The sequence below is a fragment of the Roseateles sp. GW821-FHT09H11 genome (genome assembly GCF_059415845.1).
Genome location: NZ_JBWKOA010000003.1, coordinates 112188 through 127225 on the forward strand (window position 1 = coordinate 112188; position 15038 = coordinate 127225).

At 70.7% G+C, this 15038-nt stretch carries 11 protein-coding genes; 7 read left to right on the forward strand and 4 right to left on the reverse strand.

What is annotated here, in order from left to right; all coding sequences use genetic code 11:
• Positions 1 to 24 precede the first annotated feature (24 nt).
• The 3 genes from AC07PR_RS11355 to hutU form a co-directional block, all read right to left on the reverse strand.
• Complete coding sequence (locus AC07PR_RS11355) at positions 25 to 1398, reverse strand: alpha/beta hydrolase (RefSeq protein ID WP_495135364.1); 1374 nt, start codon at positions 1396 to 1398, stop codon at positions 25 to 27.
• Positions 1399 to 1447: 49 nt separating this feature from the next.
• Positions 1448 to 3007 carry a histidine ammonia-lyase gene (hutH, locus tag AC07PR_RS11360; protein ID WP_483107558.1) on the reverse strand — a complete coding sequence of 520 codons (1560 nt, stop codon included), beginning with the start codon at positions 3005 to 3007 and terminating at the stop codon, positions 1448 to 1450.
• A gap of 75 nt (positions 3008 to 3082) precedes the next feature.
• Positions 3083 to 4798 (reverse strand): urocanate hydratase, encoded by a 1716-nt coding sequence (hutU, locus tag AC07PR_RS11365; RefSeq protein WP_377160983.1) that lies wholly within the window; start codon positions 4796 to 4798, stop codon positions 3083 to 3085.
• 141 nt (positions 4799 to 4939) lie between these two features.
• Between hutU and hutC the strand changes: the two genes are divergently transcribed.
• From hutC to AC07PR_RS11400, 7 genes are all read left to right on the forward strand, one after another.
• Complete coding sequence (gene hutC / locus AC07PR_RS11370) at positions 4940 to 5674, forward strand: histidine utilization transcriptional repressor HutC (RefSeq protein WP_483107556.1); 735 nt, start codon at positions 4940 to 4942, stop codon at positions 5672 to 5674.
• Between the two features lie 122 nt (positions 5675 to 5796).
• A complete protein-coding gene (locus tag AC07PR_RS11375; RefSeq protein WP_377160987.1) occupies positions 5797 to 6351 on the forward strand; it encodes a HutD/Ves family protein in 555 nt (184 codons plus the stop codon).
• Positions 6348 to 7601, forward strand: a complete 1254-nt coding sequence (hutI, locus tag AC07PR_RS11380) for an imidazolonepropionase (protein WP_495135365.1) — start codon at positions 6348 to 6350, stop codon at positions 7599 to 7601. The genes AC07PR_RS11375 and hutI overlap by 4 nt, the downstream gene beginning before the upstream one ends.
• 69 nt (positions 7602 to 7670) lie before the next feature.
• The gene (gene hutG, locus AC07PR_RS11385; RefSeq protein WP_495135366.1) at positions 7671 to 8495 is read left to right on the forward strand and encodes an N-formylglutamate deformylase; all 825 of its coding nucleotides are present in this window, start codon (positions 7671 to 7673) and stop codon (positions 8493 to 8495) included.
• On the forward strand, positions 8492 to 9847 hold the full coding sequence (gene hutF / locus AC07PR_RS11390; protein ID WP_495135367.1) for a formimidoylglutamate deiminase: 1356 nt from the start codon (positions 8492 to 8494) through the stop codon (positions 9845 to 9847). Before hutG ends, hutF begins: the two co-directional genes overlap by 4 nt.
• Positions 9848 to 9926: 79 nt before the next feature.
• Positions 9927 to 11483 carry a methyl-accepting chemotaxis protein gene (locus AC07PR_RS11395; protein ID WP_495135368.1) on the forward strand — a complete coding sequence of 519 codons (1557 nt, stop codon included), beginning with the start codon at positions 9927 to 9929 and terminating at the stop codon, positions 11481 to 11483.
• Between the two features lie 265 nt (positions 11484 to 11748).
• Positions 11749 to 13305, forward strand: coding sequence for a methyl-accepting chemotaxis protein (locus AC07PR_RS11400; RefSeq protein WP_495135369.1), 1557 nt, complete (start codon positions 11749 to 11751; stop codon positions 13303 to 13305).
• Between the two features lies 1 nt (position 13306).
• On the opposite strand, the gene AC07PR_RS11405 is transcribed toward AC07PR_RS11400, so the two are convergent.
• Positions 13307 to 14989, reverse strand: coding sequence for a GGDEF domain-containing protein (locus AC07PR_RS11405; protein ID WP_377160999.1), 1683 nt, complete (start codon positions 14987 to 14989; stop codon positions 13307 to 13309).
• Positions 14990 to 15038: the final 49 nt, after the last annotated feature.

A 15038-nucleotide genomic window follows, 5' to 3' on the forward strand; every position in this document is an offset into this window, starting at 1 on the left:
GGTTTGGGACCGATGACTGCGGGGTCACTTGGTGTAGGTGCCGGGGCCCGGCGGCATCGACGGCCGCACGCCGGTGGGGAAGGGATCCTGCTGCGTCTTGTTGCCGTTGCTCGCCGGCGCATTGAACTGCTTGTCGACGAATCTCAGCATCGGCTCGACGCGCGCGGCCCAACTGCCCTCGTCATGTCCGGCACCCTCGGCTTCGAGGTAACCGATGTCGGCGCCCGCCCAGCCTCGCGCGGACAGCACCGAGCGCAGCTTGCGCAGCTGCTTGATCGAGTCCGGACCTTCGTTCGTGCCCATGTCCAGCCACAACTTCGGTCGCGGCAGCGACATCGGCAGCGGCGTCTTCTGCGTGTCGCGGATCGGGAACTCGTCGTCCCACCACAGCGACGGCGACACCACCAGCGCCGTGCCGAAGACGTCGCCGTGATGCACCGCCAGCCACAGGCTCATGATGCCGCCCAGCGAGGAGCCGCCCACCGCCGTGTGCGCCGCGTCGGGCAGCGTGCGGTAGCGCGCGTCGATCGACGGCTTGAGCTGCTCGATCAGGTAGCGCGCATAGGCCGGCGCGAGACCGCCCCGGGTCTGGCCCTCGTACGTCCGCGCGGTCGCGGTGTACTCGTCGATGCGGCGCGAGGTGTTGTTGACCGCCACGATGATCAGCGGTTGGATCTGGCCGTCGACGACCAGGCGTTGCGCGGTCTCGTCGACCTGCCACTCGGCGCCCGCCGCGGCGGCGTCGAAGACGTTCTGGCCATCATGGAGGTAGAGCACGGGGTAGCGGCGCTCGGTGTTGCGCTCGTAGTCGGGCGGCAGCCAGACCTGCACCGGACGCTGCGCGACGAAGTTGCCGGGCAGCGGCGCCAGCCGCTCGATCGTGCCGGCGCGGCTCAGCGAGATCGGCGCGCCCGGCGCGTTGAACGCGCGCGTGACGCGCACCTCGTCGGAGACCAGTTCCAGCGACCGGTTGGAGCCGGTCTCCCAGTCGCCTTCGGGATCGTTCTGGCCGGGGTGCTCGACGTGGAACTTGTAGGGCACGTTGCCGCCGGCCGGGAGGCGCTCGAAGACGGCGGTGGCGCTGTACCAGCCCTCGCGTCCCAGGCCCGCGGCCGGCGCGACCAGCGAGCGGCCCCAGTTGAGCGGCGCCGCGCCGCCGCGCACGCCGACGATGTCCTTGGCGGGATCGAAGCGGCCGGCGGCGATCTCCTCGCGCATGTCGATGTCGAAGACGACCTTGGTCGCGGCGAAGGCGTGCGGCGCGACGAGCATCGCCGCGATCAGCAGCAACAGGCCCGCAACGAAGCGCACAAGCTGGGGCGAGGCGCGTTCCGGCACGGGCAGGGTGGAAACGCGAACGGCGCGCGGAGAGCGCGCCGTCGAGGCGGTGTGTGGCATGCGGGACTCGCGAGGCAGTGGCGGGCGAGGCCCGCCGAGGCCTCGGATATTAGTCCAGCACGACCATCTCCGTGCGCGCGCGCAGCAGCGCGGCCGGACCGCGCGGGCCGTCGTCGTTGACCAGCACGAAGGCGCGCTCGATGTCGGGCGCCAGGTAGTGGTCGGTGGGCATCGCCGGGCAGCGCTCGCGCAGCAGCGCGTGCACGTCCTCCAGCGGCGCGGAGCTGCGCAGCGGCCGCAGGAACTCGATGCCCTGCGCGGCGGCCAGCAGTTCGATGGCGACGATGTGCGCGGTGTTGTCCAGCATCGGCCCCAGGCGACGGGCGCCGAAGGTGGCCATCGAGACGTGGTCCTCCTGGTTGGCGGAGGTCGGGAGGCTGTCGACGCTCGCCGGATGCGCGAGCGACTTGTTCTCGCTGGCCAGCGCCGCGGCGGTGACGTGCGCGATCATGAAGCCGGAGTTCAGGCCGGCGTTCTCGGTCAGGAAGGCGGGCAGGCGCGAGACGCCGGTGTCGATCAGCATCGCGATGCGACGCTCGGCGATGGCGCCGACCTCGGCGATCGCGCAGGCCAGCGCGTCGGCGGCCAGCGCCACCGGCTCGGCGTGGAAGTTGCCGCCGGAGACCATCGCGGCGGGGCCGTCCTCCGACGCGAACACCAGCGGGTTGTCGGTCACCGCGTTGGCCTCGCGCAGCAGCACGTCGCGGACGTAGCGCGACTGGTCCAGGCAGGCGCCCATGACCTGCGGCTGGCAGCGCAGGCAGTACGGGTCCTGCACGCGGTCGTCGCCGTCGCGATGCGACTGGCGGATCGGGCTGCCGGCTAGCAGCGCGCGGTAGGCGGCCGCGGCCTCGATCTGGCCGGGCTGGCCACGCACCTCATGGATGCGGGGATCGAAGGGACCGTCGCTGCCGCGCGCGGCGTCCAGGCTCAGCGCGCCGCTGACGACCGCGGCGGCGTAGACGGTCTCGAAACGCAGCAGGCCCTCCAACGCCAGCGCCGTCGAGGTCTGCGTGCCGTTGATCAGCGCCAGGCCTTCCTTGGCCTCGAGCACCAGCGGCTTCAGGCCGGCCTTCTCCAGCGCCGCCAGCGCGGGCTGGCGCTGGCCGTCGACCAGCATCTCGCCTTCGCCCATCAGCGCCAGCGTCATGTGCGACAGCGGCGCCAGGTCGCCCGACGCGCCCACCGAGCCTTGCGCCGGCACGTAGGGCACGAGGCCGGCGTTGAAGGCGTCGAGGATGCTCTGCACCACCGATTCGCGCACGCCGGAGAAACCGCGCGCCAGCGAGGCGGCCTTCGTCGCCAGCATCAGCCGCACGACCGGCGGCGCCAGCGGCGCGCCGACGCCGACGCAGTGCGAGCGGATCAGGTTGCGCTGCAGGGCGGCCAGTTCGTCCTTGCCGATGCGCTTGGACGCGAGCTTGCCGAAGCCGGTGTTGACGCCGTAGACCGGGTCGTCGCCGGCCGCGGCGGCCTGCACGACGGCGGCGCCGCGGCGGATCGCCGGCCAGGCGTCGGCGTGCAGCGCGAGCGTCACGCCGCCGGCGCGGATGCGGCGCAGCTGCTCCAGCGAGAGCTTGCCGGGGATGAGTTCAAGGGAGGTCGTCATGGGATCTCGGATCGAAGTCTGAGCGGAGTCTGGGGCGGGCGGGTTCAGGAGACGCGGGGCCGGGCCGGCAGGGGCTCAGCGGCCCAGCATCGGCAGCTTCAGGCCGCGCTCCTGCGCGGTCTTCTCCGCCAGCTCGTAGCCTGCGTCGGCGTGGCGCATGACGCCGGTGCCGGGGTCGTTCCACAGCACGCGGGAGAGGCGCTTGTCGGCCGCTTCCGTGCCGTCGCACACGATCACCACGCCGCTGTGCTGCGAGTAGCCCATGCCCACGCCGCCGCCGTGATGCAGCGAGACCCAGGTCGCGCCGCCGGCGGTGTTGAGCATGGCGTTGAGCAGCGGCCAGTCGGAGACGGCGTCGGAGCCGTCCCGCATCGATTCGGTCTCGCGGTTGGGGCTGGCCACCGAGCCGGAGTCCAGGTGGTCGCGGCCGATGACGATCGGCGCCTTCAGCTCGCCGGTGCGGACCATCTCGTTGAAGGCGAGGCCGGCCTTGTGGCGCTCGCCCAGGCCCAGCCAGCAGATGCGCGCGGGCAGGCCCTGGAAGGCGATGCGCTCGCGCGCCATGTCCAGCCAGCGGTGCACGCCGGCATGGTGCGGGAACAGTTCCTTGATCTTGGCGTCGGTCTTGTAGATGTCCTCCGGATCGCCGGACAGCGCGACCCAGCGGAACGGGCCGCGGCCTTCGCAGAACTGCGGGCGCACGTAGGCGGGCACGAAGCCGGGGAAGTCGAAGGCGTTCTTCACGCCCTGGTCGAAGGCGACCTGGCGGATGTTGTTGCCGTAGTCGACGGTCGCGATGCCCATGGCCTGGAAGTCCAGCATCGCCTGCACATGCACCGCGCAGCCGCGCGCGGCGGCGGCCTTCAGGTCGGCGTGCTTGGCCGGATCGGCGGCCGCGGCCTTCCATTGCTCGACGCTCCAGCCCACCGGCAGGTAGCCGTTGATCAGGTCGTGCGCCGAGGTCTGGTCGGTGACCAGGTCCGGCTTGATCGCGCTGCCGGCCTTCACGCGCGCGACCAGCGCGGGCAGGACCTCCGCCGCGTTGCCCAGCAGGGCGATGGAGACGGCCTTCTTCTCGGCCGTGTACCTGGCGATGCGCGCCAGCGCGTCGTCGAGGTCCGTCGCCTGCTCGTCGACGTAGCGCGTCTTCAGGCGGAAATCGATGCGCGACTGCTGGCACTCGATGGTCAGCGAGCAGGCGCCGGCGAAGGTCGCCGCCAGCGGCTGCGCGCCGCCCATGCCGCCCAGGCCCGCGGTCAGCACCCAGCGGCCGACCATGTCGCCGCCGAAGTGCTGGCGGCCGGCTTCCGCGAAGGTCTCGTACGTGCCCTGCACGATGCCCTGCGAGCCGATGTAGATCCACGAGCCGGCCGTCATCTGGCCGTACATCATCAGGCCCTTGCGGTCGAGCTCGTTGAAGTGCTCCCAGTTCGCCCACGCCGGCACGAGGTTGGAGTTGGCCAGCAGTACGCGCGGCGCGTCGACATGCGACGGGAACACGCCGACCGGCTTGCCCGACTGGATCAGCAGCGTCTCGTCCTCGTTGAGGTTCTTCAGCGAGCTCAGGATCTGCTCGAAGCAGTCCCAGTTGCGCGCCGCCTTGCCGATGCCGCCGTAGACCACGAGCGCATCGGGGTTCTCCGCCACGGCCGGATCCAGGTTGTTCTGGATCATCCGGTAGGCGGCCTCGATCAGCCAGTTCTTGCAGCTCAGCTGCGTGCCGGTAGGGGCGCGCACCGGGCGCGGCTGGGCGGAGTGGATGGGCGTCGTGGTCGTCGGTGTCGTCGTCATCGAGATCTCCTGGTCTGAGCTGCGAGGTCCGGCTGCCGTGGATGGCTCGGCCGGCCGGTGCTGTGCGGTCCGATGGGGCGCGATCATAGGATCGCTTTCCGTGGTTGTCTATACAAGTACAGTCAAGTAGGATGCCGCCCCATGGCGACCCCCTCATCGAGCCCGGGCGGCGGCGGTCCCGCGCCGCAATACCTGAAGGTGAAGACGCATCTGCGCGAAGGCATCGCCAGCGGACGCTGGCGCCCGGGCGAGCGCCTGCCGTCCGAGGCGGAACTGACCGGGACCTTCGGCGTCAGCCGGATGACGGTGAACCGCGCGCTGCGCGAGTTGCATCAGGAAGGCATGATCGACCGCGTGCAGGGCGTGGGCACCTTCGTCGCGGAGCTGCACCGGATCGCCTCGACGCTGACGGTGCGCGACGTGCATGAGGAGATCGCCGAGCGCGGTCACCGGCACGAGGCCAAGGTCCATGTGCTGGAGACCTTGAAGGCGAGCGCCGAGCAGGCCGCGATGCTCGGCCTGCGCGCCGGCTCGACCTTGTTCCACAGCGTCATCGTGCACCGCGAGAACGGCATCGCGATCCAGTGCGAGGATCGCCTCGTCAATCCGGCCTGCGCCCCGGGCTACATGGACCAGGATTTCGAGCGCGTGACCCCGACGCATTACCTGCTGGAGGTCGCGCCGCTGTCGGAGGCCCGCTATACGATCGAGGCGGCCATGCCCAATGCCCTCGAGGCGAAACTGCTGGGCATGCCGCGCGGCGAGCCCTGCCTCGTGGTCAAGCGCGCCACGTCGAGCCAGGGCCGCACGGTGACGGCGGTGCGGCTGGTGCACCCGGCCAGTCGCTATTTCCTTGAAGGCAGCTTCCAGGCGTGACGCTGTTCACGAGTTGGCGGGCAAGTTGTGGCAGGAGGGCGGATGTGACGTTTCGTGACGTGACGAGATGGATGAGTCTTCGAAAATCCCGGGCTTCAACAAAAACCAACAAGCTGCCGGACATGAGCTGGATGAGGATCACCGCCGATGATGTCGCGCCCACCCCGTGGCGCAACGGGGGAGGCCGGACGCGCGAGTTGCTCGCCTGGCCGCACGTGGCGGATTGGAAGGTCCGCGTCAGCATCGCGGACATCGACCGCGACGGGCCGTTCTCCGCCTTCCCGGGCGTGGACCGTTGGTTCGGCGTGCTGTCGGGCGCAGGCGTGATCCTGCGCGGCCGGGCGCTGAAACCCAACGAGGGCATCGTGCAGTTCGCCGGCGAAGACGCGCCGAATTGCGTGCTCATCGACGGTCCGACGCAAGACTTCAACGCGATGCACCGCCGCGACGCGGGCGTGTTCCGCGTGCAGCCGGCCGACCGGCCCGTGATCCCGCACGGGGCGCAGTGGCTGGGGCTGTTCACGCAGGAGGGCGGGATGATCATCCACGGTCATCGTTCGGTGCCGCTGGCGCCGCACACGCTCGCGTGGTGCGAGTCGCCGGCCTCGCAGAGCTGCGTCTTCGACGATGGCGATCAACACGGCCCCGCCTGGTGGCTGATCTGGAGCGAGTCATGACGATCGAGTCCTCGACGGCCGCGGCGGCGTCGGCAGGTGCGCCGCGGCGCGTGCTGTACGCCAATGCGACGCTGACCACCCTGGCGGGCGACCGCGACTGGGGCCTGGTGAGCGACGGCGCGCTGCTGGTCGAGGGCGAACAACTGCGCTGGGTCGGCCCGATGGCGGACCTGCCCGCCGACCTGCGCGACAGCGCGGGCGAACTGCGCGACCTGGGCGGCCTGCTGGTGACGCCGGGCTTGATCGATTGCCACACGCACCTGGTCTACGGTGGCGAGCGCTCGGCGGAATTCGAGCTGCGCCTGCAGGGCGCGACCTACGAGGAGATCGCGCGCGCCGGCGGCGGCATCCGCTCGACGGTCGCCGCGACGCGGGCGGCGAGCGAGCCGACGCTGCACGCGCTCGCCGTGGCGCGTGCCCGGGCGCTGATGGCCGAGGGGCTGACGACGCTGGAGGTGAAGTCCGGCTACGGCCTGTCGCTGGCGGACGAGGCCAAGTGCCTGCGCGTCGCGCGCCAGCTGGGCGAGCTCGGCTTGACGGTGAAGACGACCTACCTCGGCGCGCATGCGCTGCCGCCCGAATTCGACGGTCGTCAGGACGATTACGTCGACGCCGTCTGCGCGTGGTTGCCGGAGCTGCATCAGCAGGGCCTGGTCGATGCGGTCGATGCCTTCTGCGAACGCATCGGCTTCACGCCGGAGCAGACGCGTCGCGTGTTCGAGGCGGCCCGCGCGCTCGGCCTGCCGGTGAAGCTGCATGCGGAGCAGCTCAGCGACCAGGGCGGCGCCGCGCTCGCGGCCGGGTTCAACGCGCTCTCCTGCGACCACCTCGAATACCTGAGCGATGCGGGCATCGCCGCGATGGCCCGGGCCGGCACGGTGGCAGTGCTGCTGCCCGGCGCCTTCTACTTCCTGCGCGAGACGAAGCTGCCGCCGATCCAGGCGCTGCGCGACGCCGGCGTGCCGATCGCGCTGGCCACCGATCACAACCCGGGCAGTTCGCCGGGGCTGTCGCTGCTGCTGATGCTGAACATGGCCTGCACTTTCTTCCGGATGACGCCGGAAGAGGCGCTGCGCGGCCTCACGACGAACGCGGCTCGGGCCCTCGGTTTGCCCGATCGCGGGCGGCTGGCGGCAGGCCAGCGCGCCGATTTCTGCGTCTGGGACGCGACGCACCCGCGCGAGCTGAGCTACTGGTTCGGCCGCAATCCGCTGCGGCAGACGGTCGTGGGCGGCCGGCCGCGCGGCTGAGACGAACAATGAGCCCGCGGCGCGCCCGAGGCGCCTGCCGCGGCCTCATGGAGACAAGAGGAACGAGCGATGAAGCACGACGTCTTTGAACTGCGGCGCGGCCGCACCCCGCTGCTGATCAGCATGCCGCACGTGGGCCGCGAGATCCCGGCCGACCAGCACCACCGCTACGTCGAGCGCGCGCTCGGCAGCGAGGACACCGACTGGCACCTGGAGCCGCTGTACGCGCCGATCGCCGAGCAGCTCGGCGCGGGGCTGCTGGTGCCGCGCTTCTCGCGTTACCTGATCGACCTGAACCGCCCGCCCGAGGACACGCCGATGTACCCCGGCGCCTCCAACACCGAGCTGTGCCCGACGCGCTTCTTCACCGGCGAGCCGCTCTACAAGGACGGCCTCGCGCCCGACGCCGAGGAGAAGCAGCGCCGCATCGAGGCCTACTGGGCGCCGTACCACCAGGCGCTGCAGGGCGAGCTGCAGCGGCTGCGCCAGGAGCACGGCTTCGCGCTGCTGTTCGAGGCGCACAGCATCCGCTCGGAACTGCCCTGGCTCTTCGAGGGCCGCTTGCCCGACCTGAACATCGGCACGGTCGAGGGCAAGTCCTGCAAGCAGGTCACGCGCCAGGCGATGGAGATCGCGCTGCAGGCGCAGGACCGCTTCAGCTGGGTGGTCGACGGGCGCTTCAAGGGCGGCTACATCACGCGTCAGTACGGGCGGCCGGAACTCGGCCAGCAGGCCGTGCAGCTGGAGATGTGCTATCGCTGCTACATGGTCGAGAACGACCTGGGCTACACCGGTTATGAGCTCGACGCGGCCTGCGTCGAGAGCGTCCGGCCCGTGCTGACGACGCTGCTGCAGGCCTACCTGCTGGCCAATCCGACGCGGAACGCCGCATGAGTCCGACGACCTTCCACGCGGCACTGGTCTGGCTCGACGGGCGCTGGCAGGCGGACGTGCTGATGCGCGTCGGGGCCGATGGCCATTGGGTCGAGCTGGTCGCCGGCACGCCGGCCCCGGTGGACGCCGTGCGCCTGGGCGGGCCGGTGATGCCGACGCTGGTCGACGCGCACAGCCATGCGTTCCAACGCGCCTTCGCGGGACTGGCCGAGCAGCGCGACAGCGACAGCGACGACTTCTGGTCCTGGCGCGACCGCATGTACGGCGTCGCGCTGCGCGTGACGCCGGCGCAGCTGAAGACCATCGCGGCGCAGCTCTACACCGAGCTGCTGGCCGGCGGCTACACGCAGGTCTGCGAGTTCCACTACCTGCATCACCGCGAGGACGGGACGCCGTACGAGGACGAACTCGCCATGGCGATGGCGCTGGCCGAGGCGGCCCAGGAGACCGGCATCGGCCTGACGCTGCTGCCGGTGCTGTACGCGCATGCCGGCTTCGCGCACCAGGGCCTGCGGGACACGCAGCGGCGCTTCCGCACCGATGCGGCATGGGTGTGGCGCGCCTGCGAGCGCATCAACGCGGCGGGCCTGCCGCTGGTGCGCGCCGGCGTGGCGGTGCACTCGCTGCGGGCGGCCCATGCCGAGGATGTGCGGGCGCTGCAGGCGCTCGTCGGCGACGCGGACATCCCCATCCACGTGCACGTCGCGGAGCAGCAGCAGGAAGTCGACGATTGCCTGTCGGCGACCGGGAAGCGGCCGATCGACCTGCTGGCCGACTACGGGCTGGATCCGCGCTGGCACCTGGTGCACGCGACGCACAGCACGCGGGACGAGATCGCGCGCATCGCCGCGAGCGGTGCCGGCGTGGTGATCTGTCCGGGCACCGAAGGCAACCTCGGCGACGGACTGGCGGACCTGCCCGGCTGGCTGGCGGCGGAGGTGCCGCTGACGGTGGGGTCGGACAGCCAGGTCACGCGCGGCTGGGTCGAGGAGCTGCGCTGGCTGGAATACGGCCAGCGCCTCGGCCTGCAACGGCGCAACGTGGCGGCGCGGCCGGGGCGGCAACCGTCGACGGCGGCCCGGCTGTTCGACGCCTGCGTCGCGGGCAGCGCGCGGGCGGCGGGCTTGTCCGCATGGGGCCTGAAGGCCGGCGCGCGCGCGGACTTCCTGGTGCTCGACACGGCCGCGAGCGGCCTGGCCGGACTGCCGGCGGCGGCGCTGCTCGATGGCCTGGTCTTCGCCAGCCAGGGGCCGACCTGGCGCGAGGTCTACGTCGCCGGCCAGCGACGCGCGATCGACGATGCCGGCCGCCGCGAGGACTTCGTCGCGACGATGAACACGCTCTGGCGCTGACCCCCCGTTTCCGCAGGATGTCCGGCAGGCACGCCGGCTGCTAGGCTTTTCCCACTCCTTCTTCAACGGTGGGAATGCCATGTGGTCCATGCGTAACTTCACGATCCGGACGCGCCTCATGGCGCTCGGCCTGTTGTCGGTGTTCGCGATGCTGCTGATCGGCGGCGACGGGCTGTGGGCGATGGCCCGCACGAAACAGGACGTCGAGCACTACGTGAAGCACGATGTCGAGTCGCTGGTGCAGCTCTCCGAGATCCGGGCCGGCGTCGGCAACCTGCGGCGCTACGAGAAGGACATGCTGATCAACATCGGCGACGACGCCGCCGTGAGGCGCTACCAGGAGGATTGGCGCAAGGCCTTCGAGGGCGTCAACAAGAGCCTGGACGCCATCGGCCAGCTCGACATCCTGCCGGAGATCAAGTCGATGCCGCCGGCGATGAAGGCCTCGCTGGGGAGTTATCGCAGCGGACTCGACGGCATCGTCGAGCGCATCCTGAAGCAGGAGTTCGTCGATTCCGCCGAGGCCAACCGGCAGACCGAGCCGATCAAGGGCCCGGTCCGCGAGATGGACAAGCAGCTCGGCGCCATGACGAAGGCGATCATGGAACGCGGCAACCAGGAGGTGCAGCGCATCGACGCCGAAGAGACCCGCATCCGGATGGCGCTGGGCGGCGTGATGCTCGTGGGCGTGCTGGTGATCGGGACCTTCACCTTCTTCAACATCGCGTCCATCCTGACGCCGCTGGCCCAGGCGGTCAGCACGACCGAGCGCATCGCGCGCCAGGACCTGAGCGAACGTCTCGACGTGCTCGGCACCGACGAGACCGCCGCGATGATGCGCGGCGTGCAGGGGATGCAGACCTCGATCCGCGACGTGGTCAGCGGCGTGCGCAGCGCCACCGACAGCATCGCGACGGCCTCGCGCGAGGTCGCGGCCGGGGCGCACGACCTCAGCTACCGCACGGAGCAGACCGCCTCCAACCTCGAGGAGACCGCGTCGGCGATGGAGCAGCTCACCGCGAGCGTGCAGCACAACGCGGACTCGGCGCGGCAGGCCAATGCACTGGCGGAAGAGGCGGCCGGCGCCGCCGGACGCGGCGTCAACGTGGTGGGCGAGGTGGTCCAGACCATGGGCAGGATCAGCGCGTCGTCCGCGCGCATCGGCGACATCATCGGCACCATCGACGGGATCGCGTTCCAGACCAACATCCTCGCGCTGAACGCGGCCGTCGAGGCGGCCCGCGCGGGCGAGCAGGGGCGCGGCTTCGCCGTCGTCGCCAGCGAGGTGCGCTCGCTCGCCCAGCGCAGCGCCGAAGCGGCCAAGGAGATCAAGCAGCTGATCACCGCCAGCGGGGACAGCGTCTCCAGCGGCGCCGCCCTTGTCGAACGCGCGGGGCAGACGATGAACGAGATCTCCGATTCGATCACCCGTGTGTCGCGCATCGTGGCCGAGATCAGCCACGCCACCACCGAGCAGAGCGGGGGCATCAACCAGATCGGCTCGGCGATCTCGCAGCTGGATCAGATGACGCAGCAGAACGCCGCCCTCGTCGAGGAGTCGGCGGCGGCGGCGCAGAGTCTCCAGCATCAGGCGGATGCGCTGTCTCAGTCGGTGGCGGTGTTCAAGCTGGGTTGAATGCCTGTCCTTCGACTGTCGGGGCGTTGGCCGCCATGTCATGGGGCCTTGGCGGCAAGCGCCAAAACCCCACGACATGCCGTCCCCGATCACTGTCGTACTTCCGCGGTTTTGCGACCGAGGACTGCGGGCGCTCGGGCGGGCCGTCGGGTGTGACATCGGTGCGGGAGAACTCCACGCTTGTCAGGCTTTAGAGTGCGGCGTCCTCGGGCGGTGGCATGGCGGCTGCTAGGCTTTTCCCATCGATCCATCTCGTTGGGAAAACATGCAGTCTCTGCGCAACTACACGATCCGGACGCGCCTGCTCGGCCTGGGCCTCCTGTCCGTCCTCGCACTCCTGGTCATCGGCGGCGCCGGCCTCTGGGCCATGGGCAGCTCGCGGTCCGACTTCCAGCAGTACGTCGCGCAGGACGTCGGCGCACTGACGCAACTCTCCGAAGTCCGCGCCGGCATCGGCAACCTGCGCCGCTTCGAGAAGGACATGCTCATCAACATCGGCGACGACGGCACCGTCAAGCAGGCACAGGCCGATTGGCAGAAGACCTACGCCGGCGTGATCCGCTCGCTCGACACGCTGGCCACGCTCGAGATCAGCCCGGAGATCCGCGGACTGCCGCCCAAGCTCAAGCAGTCGCTCGAGGCCTACAAGGCCGGCGTCGACGACATCGCCAAACGCATCCTGAACGCCGACTTCGTGGACGCCGCCGAGGCGAACCGCTCCACCGACGTCATCAAGGCGCCCGTGCAGGCGATGGACAGCGGCGTCGGTGAGATGACGCAAGCCATCCTGCGGCACGGCCAGGATGAGGTCGAACGCCTTGGCACGCGGGAATCGAGCGTGCGCGGCGTGCTCGGTATCGTGATGCTGATCGGCGCCGCGCTGATCGGCCTGCTCACCGTGTTGAACATCCGCTCCATCCTGGCGCCGCTGGCCCAGGCCGTGAGCACGACCGAACGCATCGCCCGCAAGGACCTGAGCCAGCCCGTCGAGGCGGAAGGCGCCGACGAGACCGCCGCGATGGCGCGCGGGGTGCAGGGCATGCAGGCCTCGATCCGGGAGGTCGTCAGCGGCGTGCGCAACGCCACCGACAGCATCGCGACGGCGTCGCGCGAAGTCGCCGCCGGCGCGCACGACCTGAGCCAGCGGACCGAGCAGGCCGCGTCGAATCTGCAGGCCACCGCCTCGGCAATGGGGCAGTTGACCTCGAGCGTGCAGCACAACGCGGCGTCCGCCGGCGAGGCGAAGGCGCTGGCCGAGCAGGCCGCCGAGGTCGCCGTCCGCGGCGTGAGCGTGGTGGGCGAGGTCGTGCAGACGATGGGCAGGATCAGCACCTCGTCGGCACGCATCGGCGACATCATCGGCACGATCGACGGCATCGCCTTCCAGACCAATATCCTGGCGCTGAACGCGGCGGTGGAAGCGGCCCGCGCCGGGGAGCAGGGCCGTGGTTTCGCGGTGGTCGCGAGCGAGGTCCGATCGCTCGCGCAGCGCAGCGCCGAAGCCGCCAAGGAGATCAAGCAGCTGATCACCGCCAGCGGCGAGAGCGTCTCCAGCGGCGCCGTGCTCGTCGAGCGCGCCGGCCAGACGATCAACGAGATCTCCGACTCGATCTCGCGGGTGTCGCGCATCGTGGCGGAGATCAGCCACGCCACCGCGGAGCAGAGCGGCGGCATCAACCAGATCGGCTCGGCGATCTCGCAGCTGGATCAGATGACGCAGCAGAACGCGGCGCTCGTCGAGGAGTCCGCGGCCGCCGCGCAGAGCCTGCAGCATCAGGCCGACGCGCTCGCCCAGTCGGTCGCGGTCTTCAAGCTCCACTGATTCAGCAGGCCATGAACTGCACGCGGTTGCGCCCCGCGTGCTTCGCGGCGTAGAGCGCCTGGTCGGCGGTTTCGACCAGGAGGGACGGTTTCGCGGGCGGCTCGCCCGCGGCCAGGCCGATGGAGACGGTGACCTGCAAGCCCGCCACCAGTTCGCCCCAGTCGTGGCTGGCGATCGCGCCGCGCAGCCGCTCGCAGATGTCCTGCGCGCGCTCGGGCGGAACGCCGACGAAGACCAGCATGAATTCTTCGCCGCCGACCCGCGCCAGCAGGTCCGCGCTGCGCAACTGACGCCGCAGCAACTGCGCGACCTTCTGCAGCGCCTGATCGCCGGCGCCATGGCCGAACGCGTCGTTGACCTGCTTGAAGTGGTCGATGTCCAGCAAGCCCAGCGAGATCGGCTTGTCCTCCTGCCGCGCGCGCTCCAGCAGCAAGGGCAGCGCGAACTCCGCATGCCGGCGGTTGTTGAGCCCCGTCAGCGCGTCCTCATGCGCCATGCGACCGAGCTCGGCCGCCTGACGCCGCAGGCGTTGCTGCTCCTGTTCCGCGAGGTCCGCGCGCTCGCGCTCGCGCCGCGCGTCCTGCATGGCGTGCTCGGCGCGCGCCTGCGCCTGCTGGAACTCCTGCCGGATCAGCATCGCCTCGGTCTGCAAGGCCATCGCGTTGCGTGCCGACTGGCGCTCCAGCGCGGTCAGCTGCTCGTGCGCCGCCAGTGCTTTCACCGCGTCGCCGCGGAGCTTGTAGCCGCGATAGATCGCCAGGGTGAGCTGCCGCCGCAAGCGGGCCGGCAGCGATTGCGGCGCCTGCTGGCCGACCAGGTCCTGGAGCGTCTCGAGCGCGGGCAAGGCGTCTCGCGCGCCCGCGGCGTCGTCGCGCTTGAGCTGCAGCAGCGCCCGCTGCGCCCGCGCCTGCAGCACCATGCCGGCATAACCGTGCCGCTGCGCGAGACGCTCGTATTCATCGGCGATCTGGAGCGCTTCCTCGATTGCGCCGGTGCCGAGCTGCAGTTCGACCAGATTGGACAGGGAGACGACGACCAGGAAGGGATTGCCTTCCTCCCGCACCAGCGTGGCGGCCCGCACCGCGTAGGGCTCGGCCTGGGCGAGCGCCTCGGCGGAGGCGGTCCTGTCCTCGTCCCGGATGGCTTCCCCATGCGCCTGCAACCAGAAATGGGCGAGGTTGTTCAGGCACGACAGCAGCAGTTCCCGCTCGCCGGGCGCCTGCTGCTGGACGATCTCCAGCGCCTGCAGCGTGTGCTGGCAGGCCTGCTCGACCTGGTCCGACACCGCGAAGGCCACGGCCAGCCGGTTCAGCGCCCAGGCCTCGCGGGCCGGATCCTCGGCGCGACGGGCCGCCGCGAGGGCCTGCCAACCGGCCTGCATCGCGTCCCGCCCCATCTGGAACTGCGCGTAGACGTAACAGAGCTCGGTGAGCGCCTCGGCCGTCCAGGCGTCCTGGTCGTCGCCGTCGATCAGCCGGACCAGCGCCGCGGCCTCGCTCGCGCGCCGCAGCGCGCCCTGCAGGTCACCCTGGCGGGGCAGGTTGTGGGCGATGAGGATCAGCGCCCGCGCCCGGTCGCGCACCGTGTCGGCGGCCACCAGGGACAGCTCCAGCGCATCGGTAGCGTCGCGGTAGGCACCGCGGCGGCTCAGATGCAGGGCTCGGGCCAGTTCGCGTTGGAACAAGGCGGACTCTCCTCCGTCGATGTTGTCGACCTTGATGCCGCAGCATTCG

Coding starts and splice junctions, on each gene's coding strand:
- hutC (WP_483107556.1), top strand. CDS start 4,940: ATGGCGACCCCCTCATCGAGCCCGGGCGGCGGCGGTCCCGCGCCGCAA.
- hutI (WP_495135365.1), top strand. CDS start 6,348: ATGACGATCGAGTCCTCGACGGCCGCGGCGGCGTCGGCAGGTGCGCCG.
- hutU (WP_377160983.1), bottom strand. CDS start 4,798: ATGACGACGACACCGACGACCACGACGCCCATCCACTCCGCCCAGCCG.
- AC07PR_RS11400 (WP_495135369.1), top strand. CDS start 11,749: ATGCAGTCTCTGCGCAACTACACGATCCGGACGCGCCTGCTCGGCCTG.
- hutF (WP_495135367.1), top strand. CDS start 8,492: ATGAGTCCGACGACCTTCCACGCGGCACTGGTCTGGCTCGACGGGCGC.
- AC07PR_RS11395 (WP_495135368.1), top strand. CDS start 9,927: ATGTGGTCCATGCGTAACTTCACGATCCGGACGCGCCTCATGGCGCTC.
- hutG (WP_495135366.1), top strand. CDS start 7,671: ATGAAGCACGACGTCTTTGAACTGCGGCGCGGCCGCACCCCGCTGCTG.
- hutH (WP_483107558.1), bottom strand. CDS start 3,007: ATGACGACCTCCCTTGAACTCATCCCCGGCAAGCTCTCGCTGGAGCAG.
- AC07PR_RS11355 (WP_495135364.1), bottom strand. CDS start 1,398: ATGCCACACACCGCCTCGACGGCGCGCTCTCCGCGCGCCGTTCGCGTT.
- AC07PR_RS11375 (WP_377160987.1), top strand. CDS start 5,797: ATGAGCTGGATGAGGATCACCGCCGATGATGTCGCGCCCACCCCGTGG.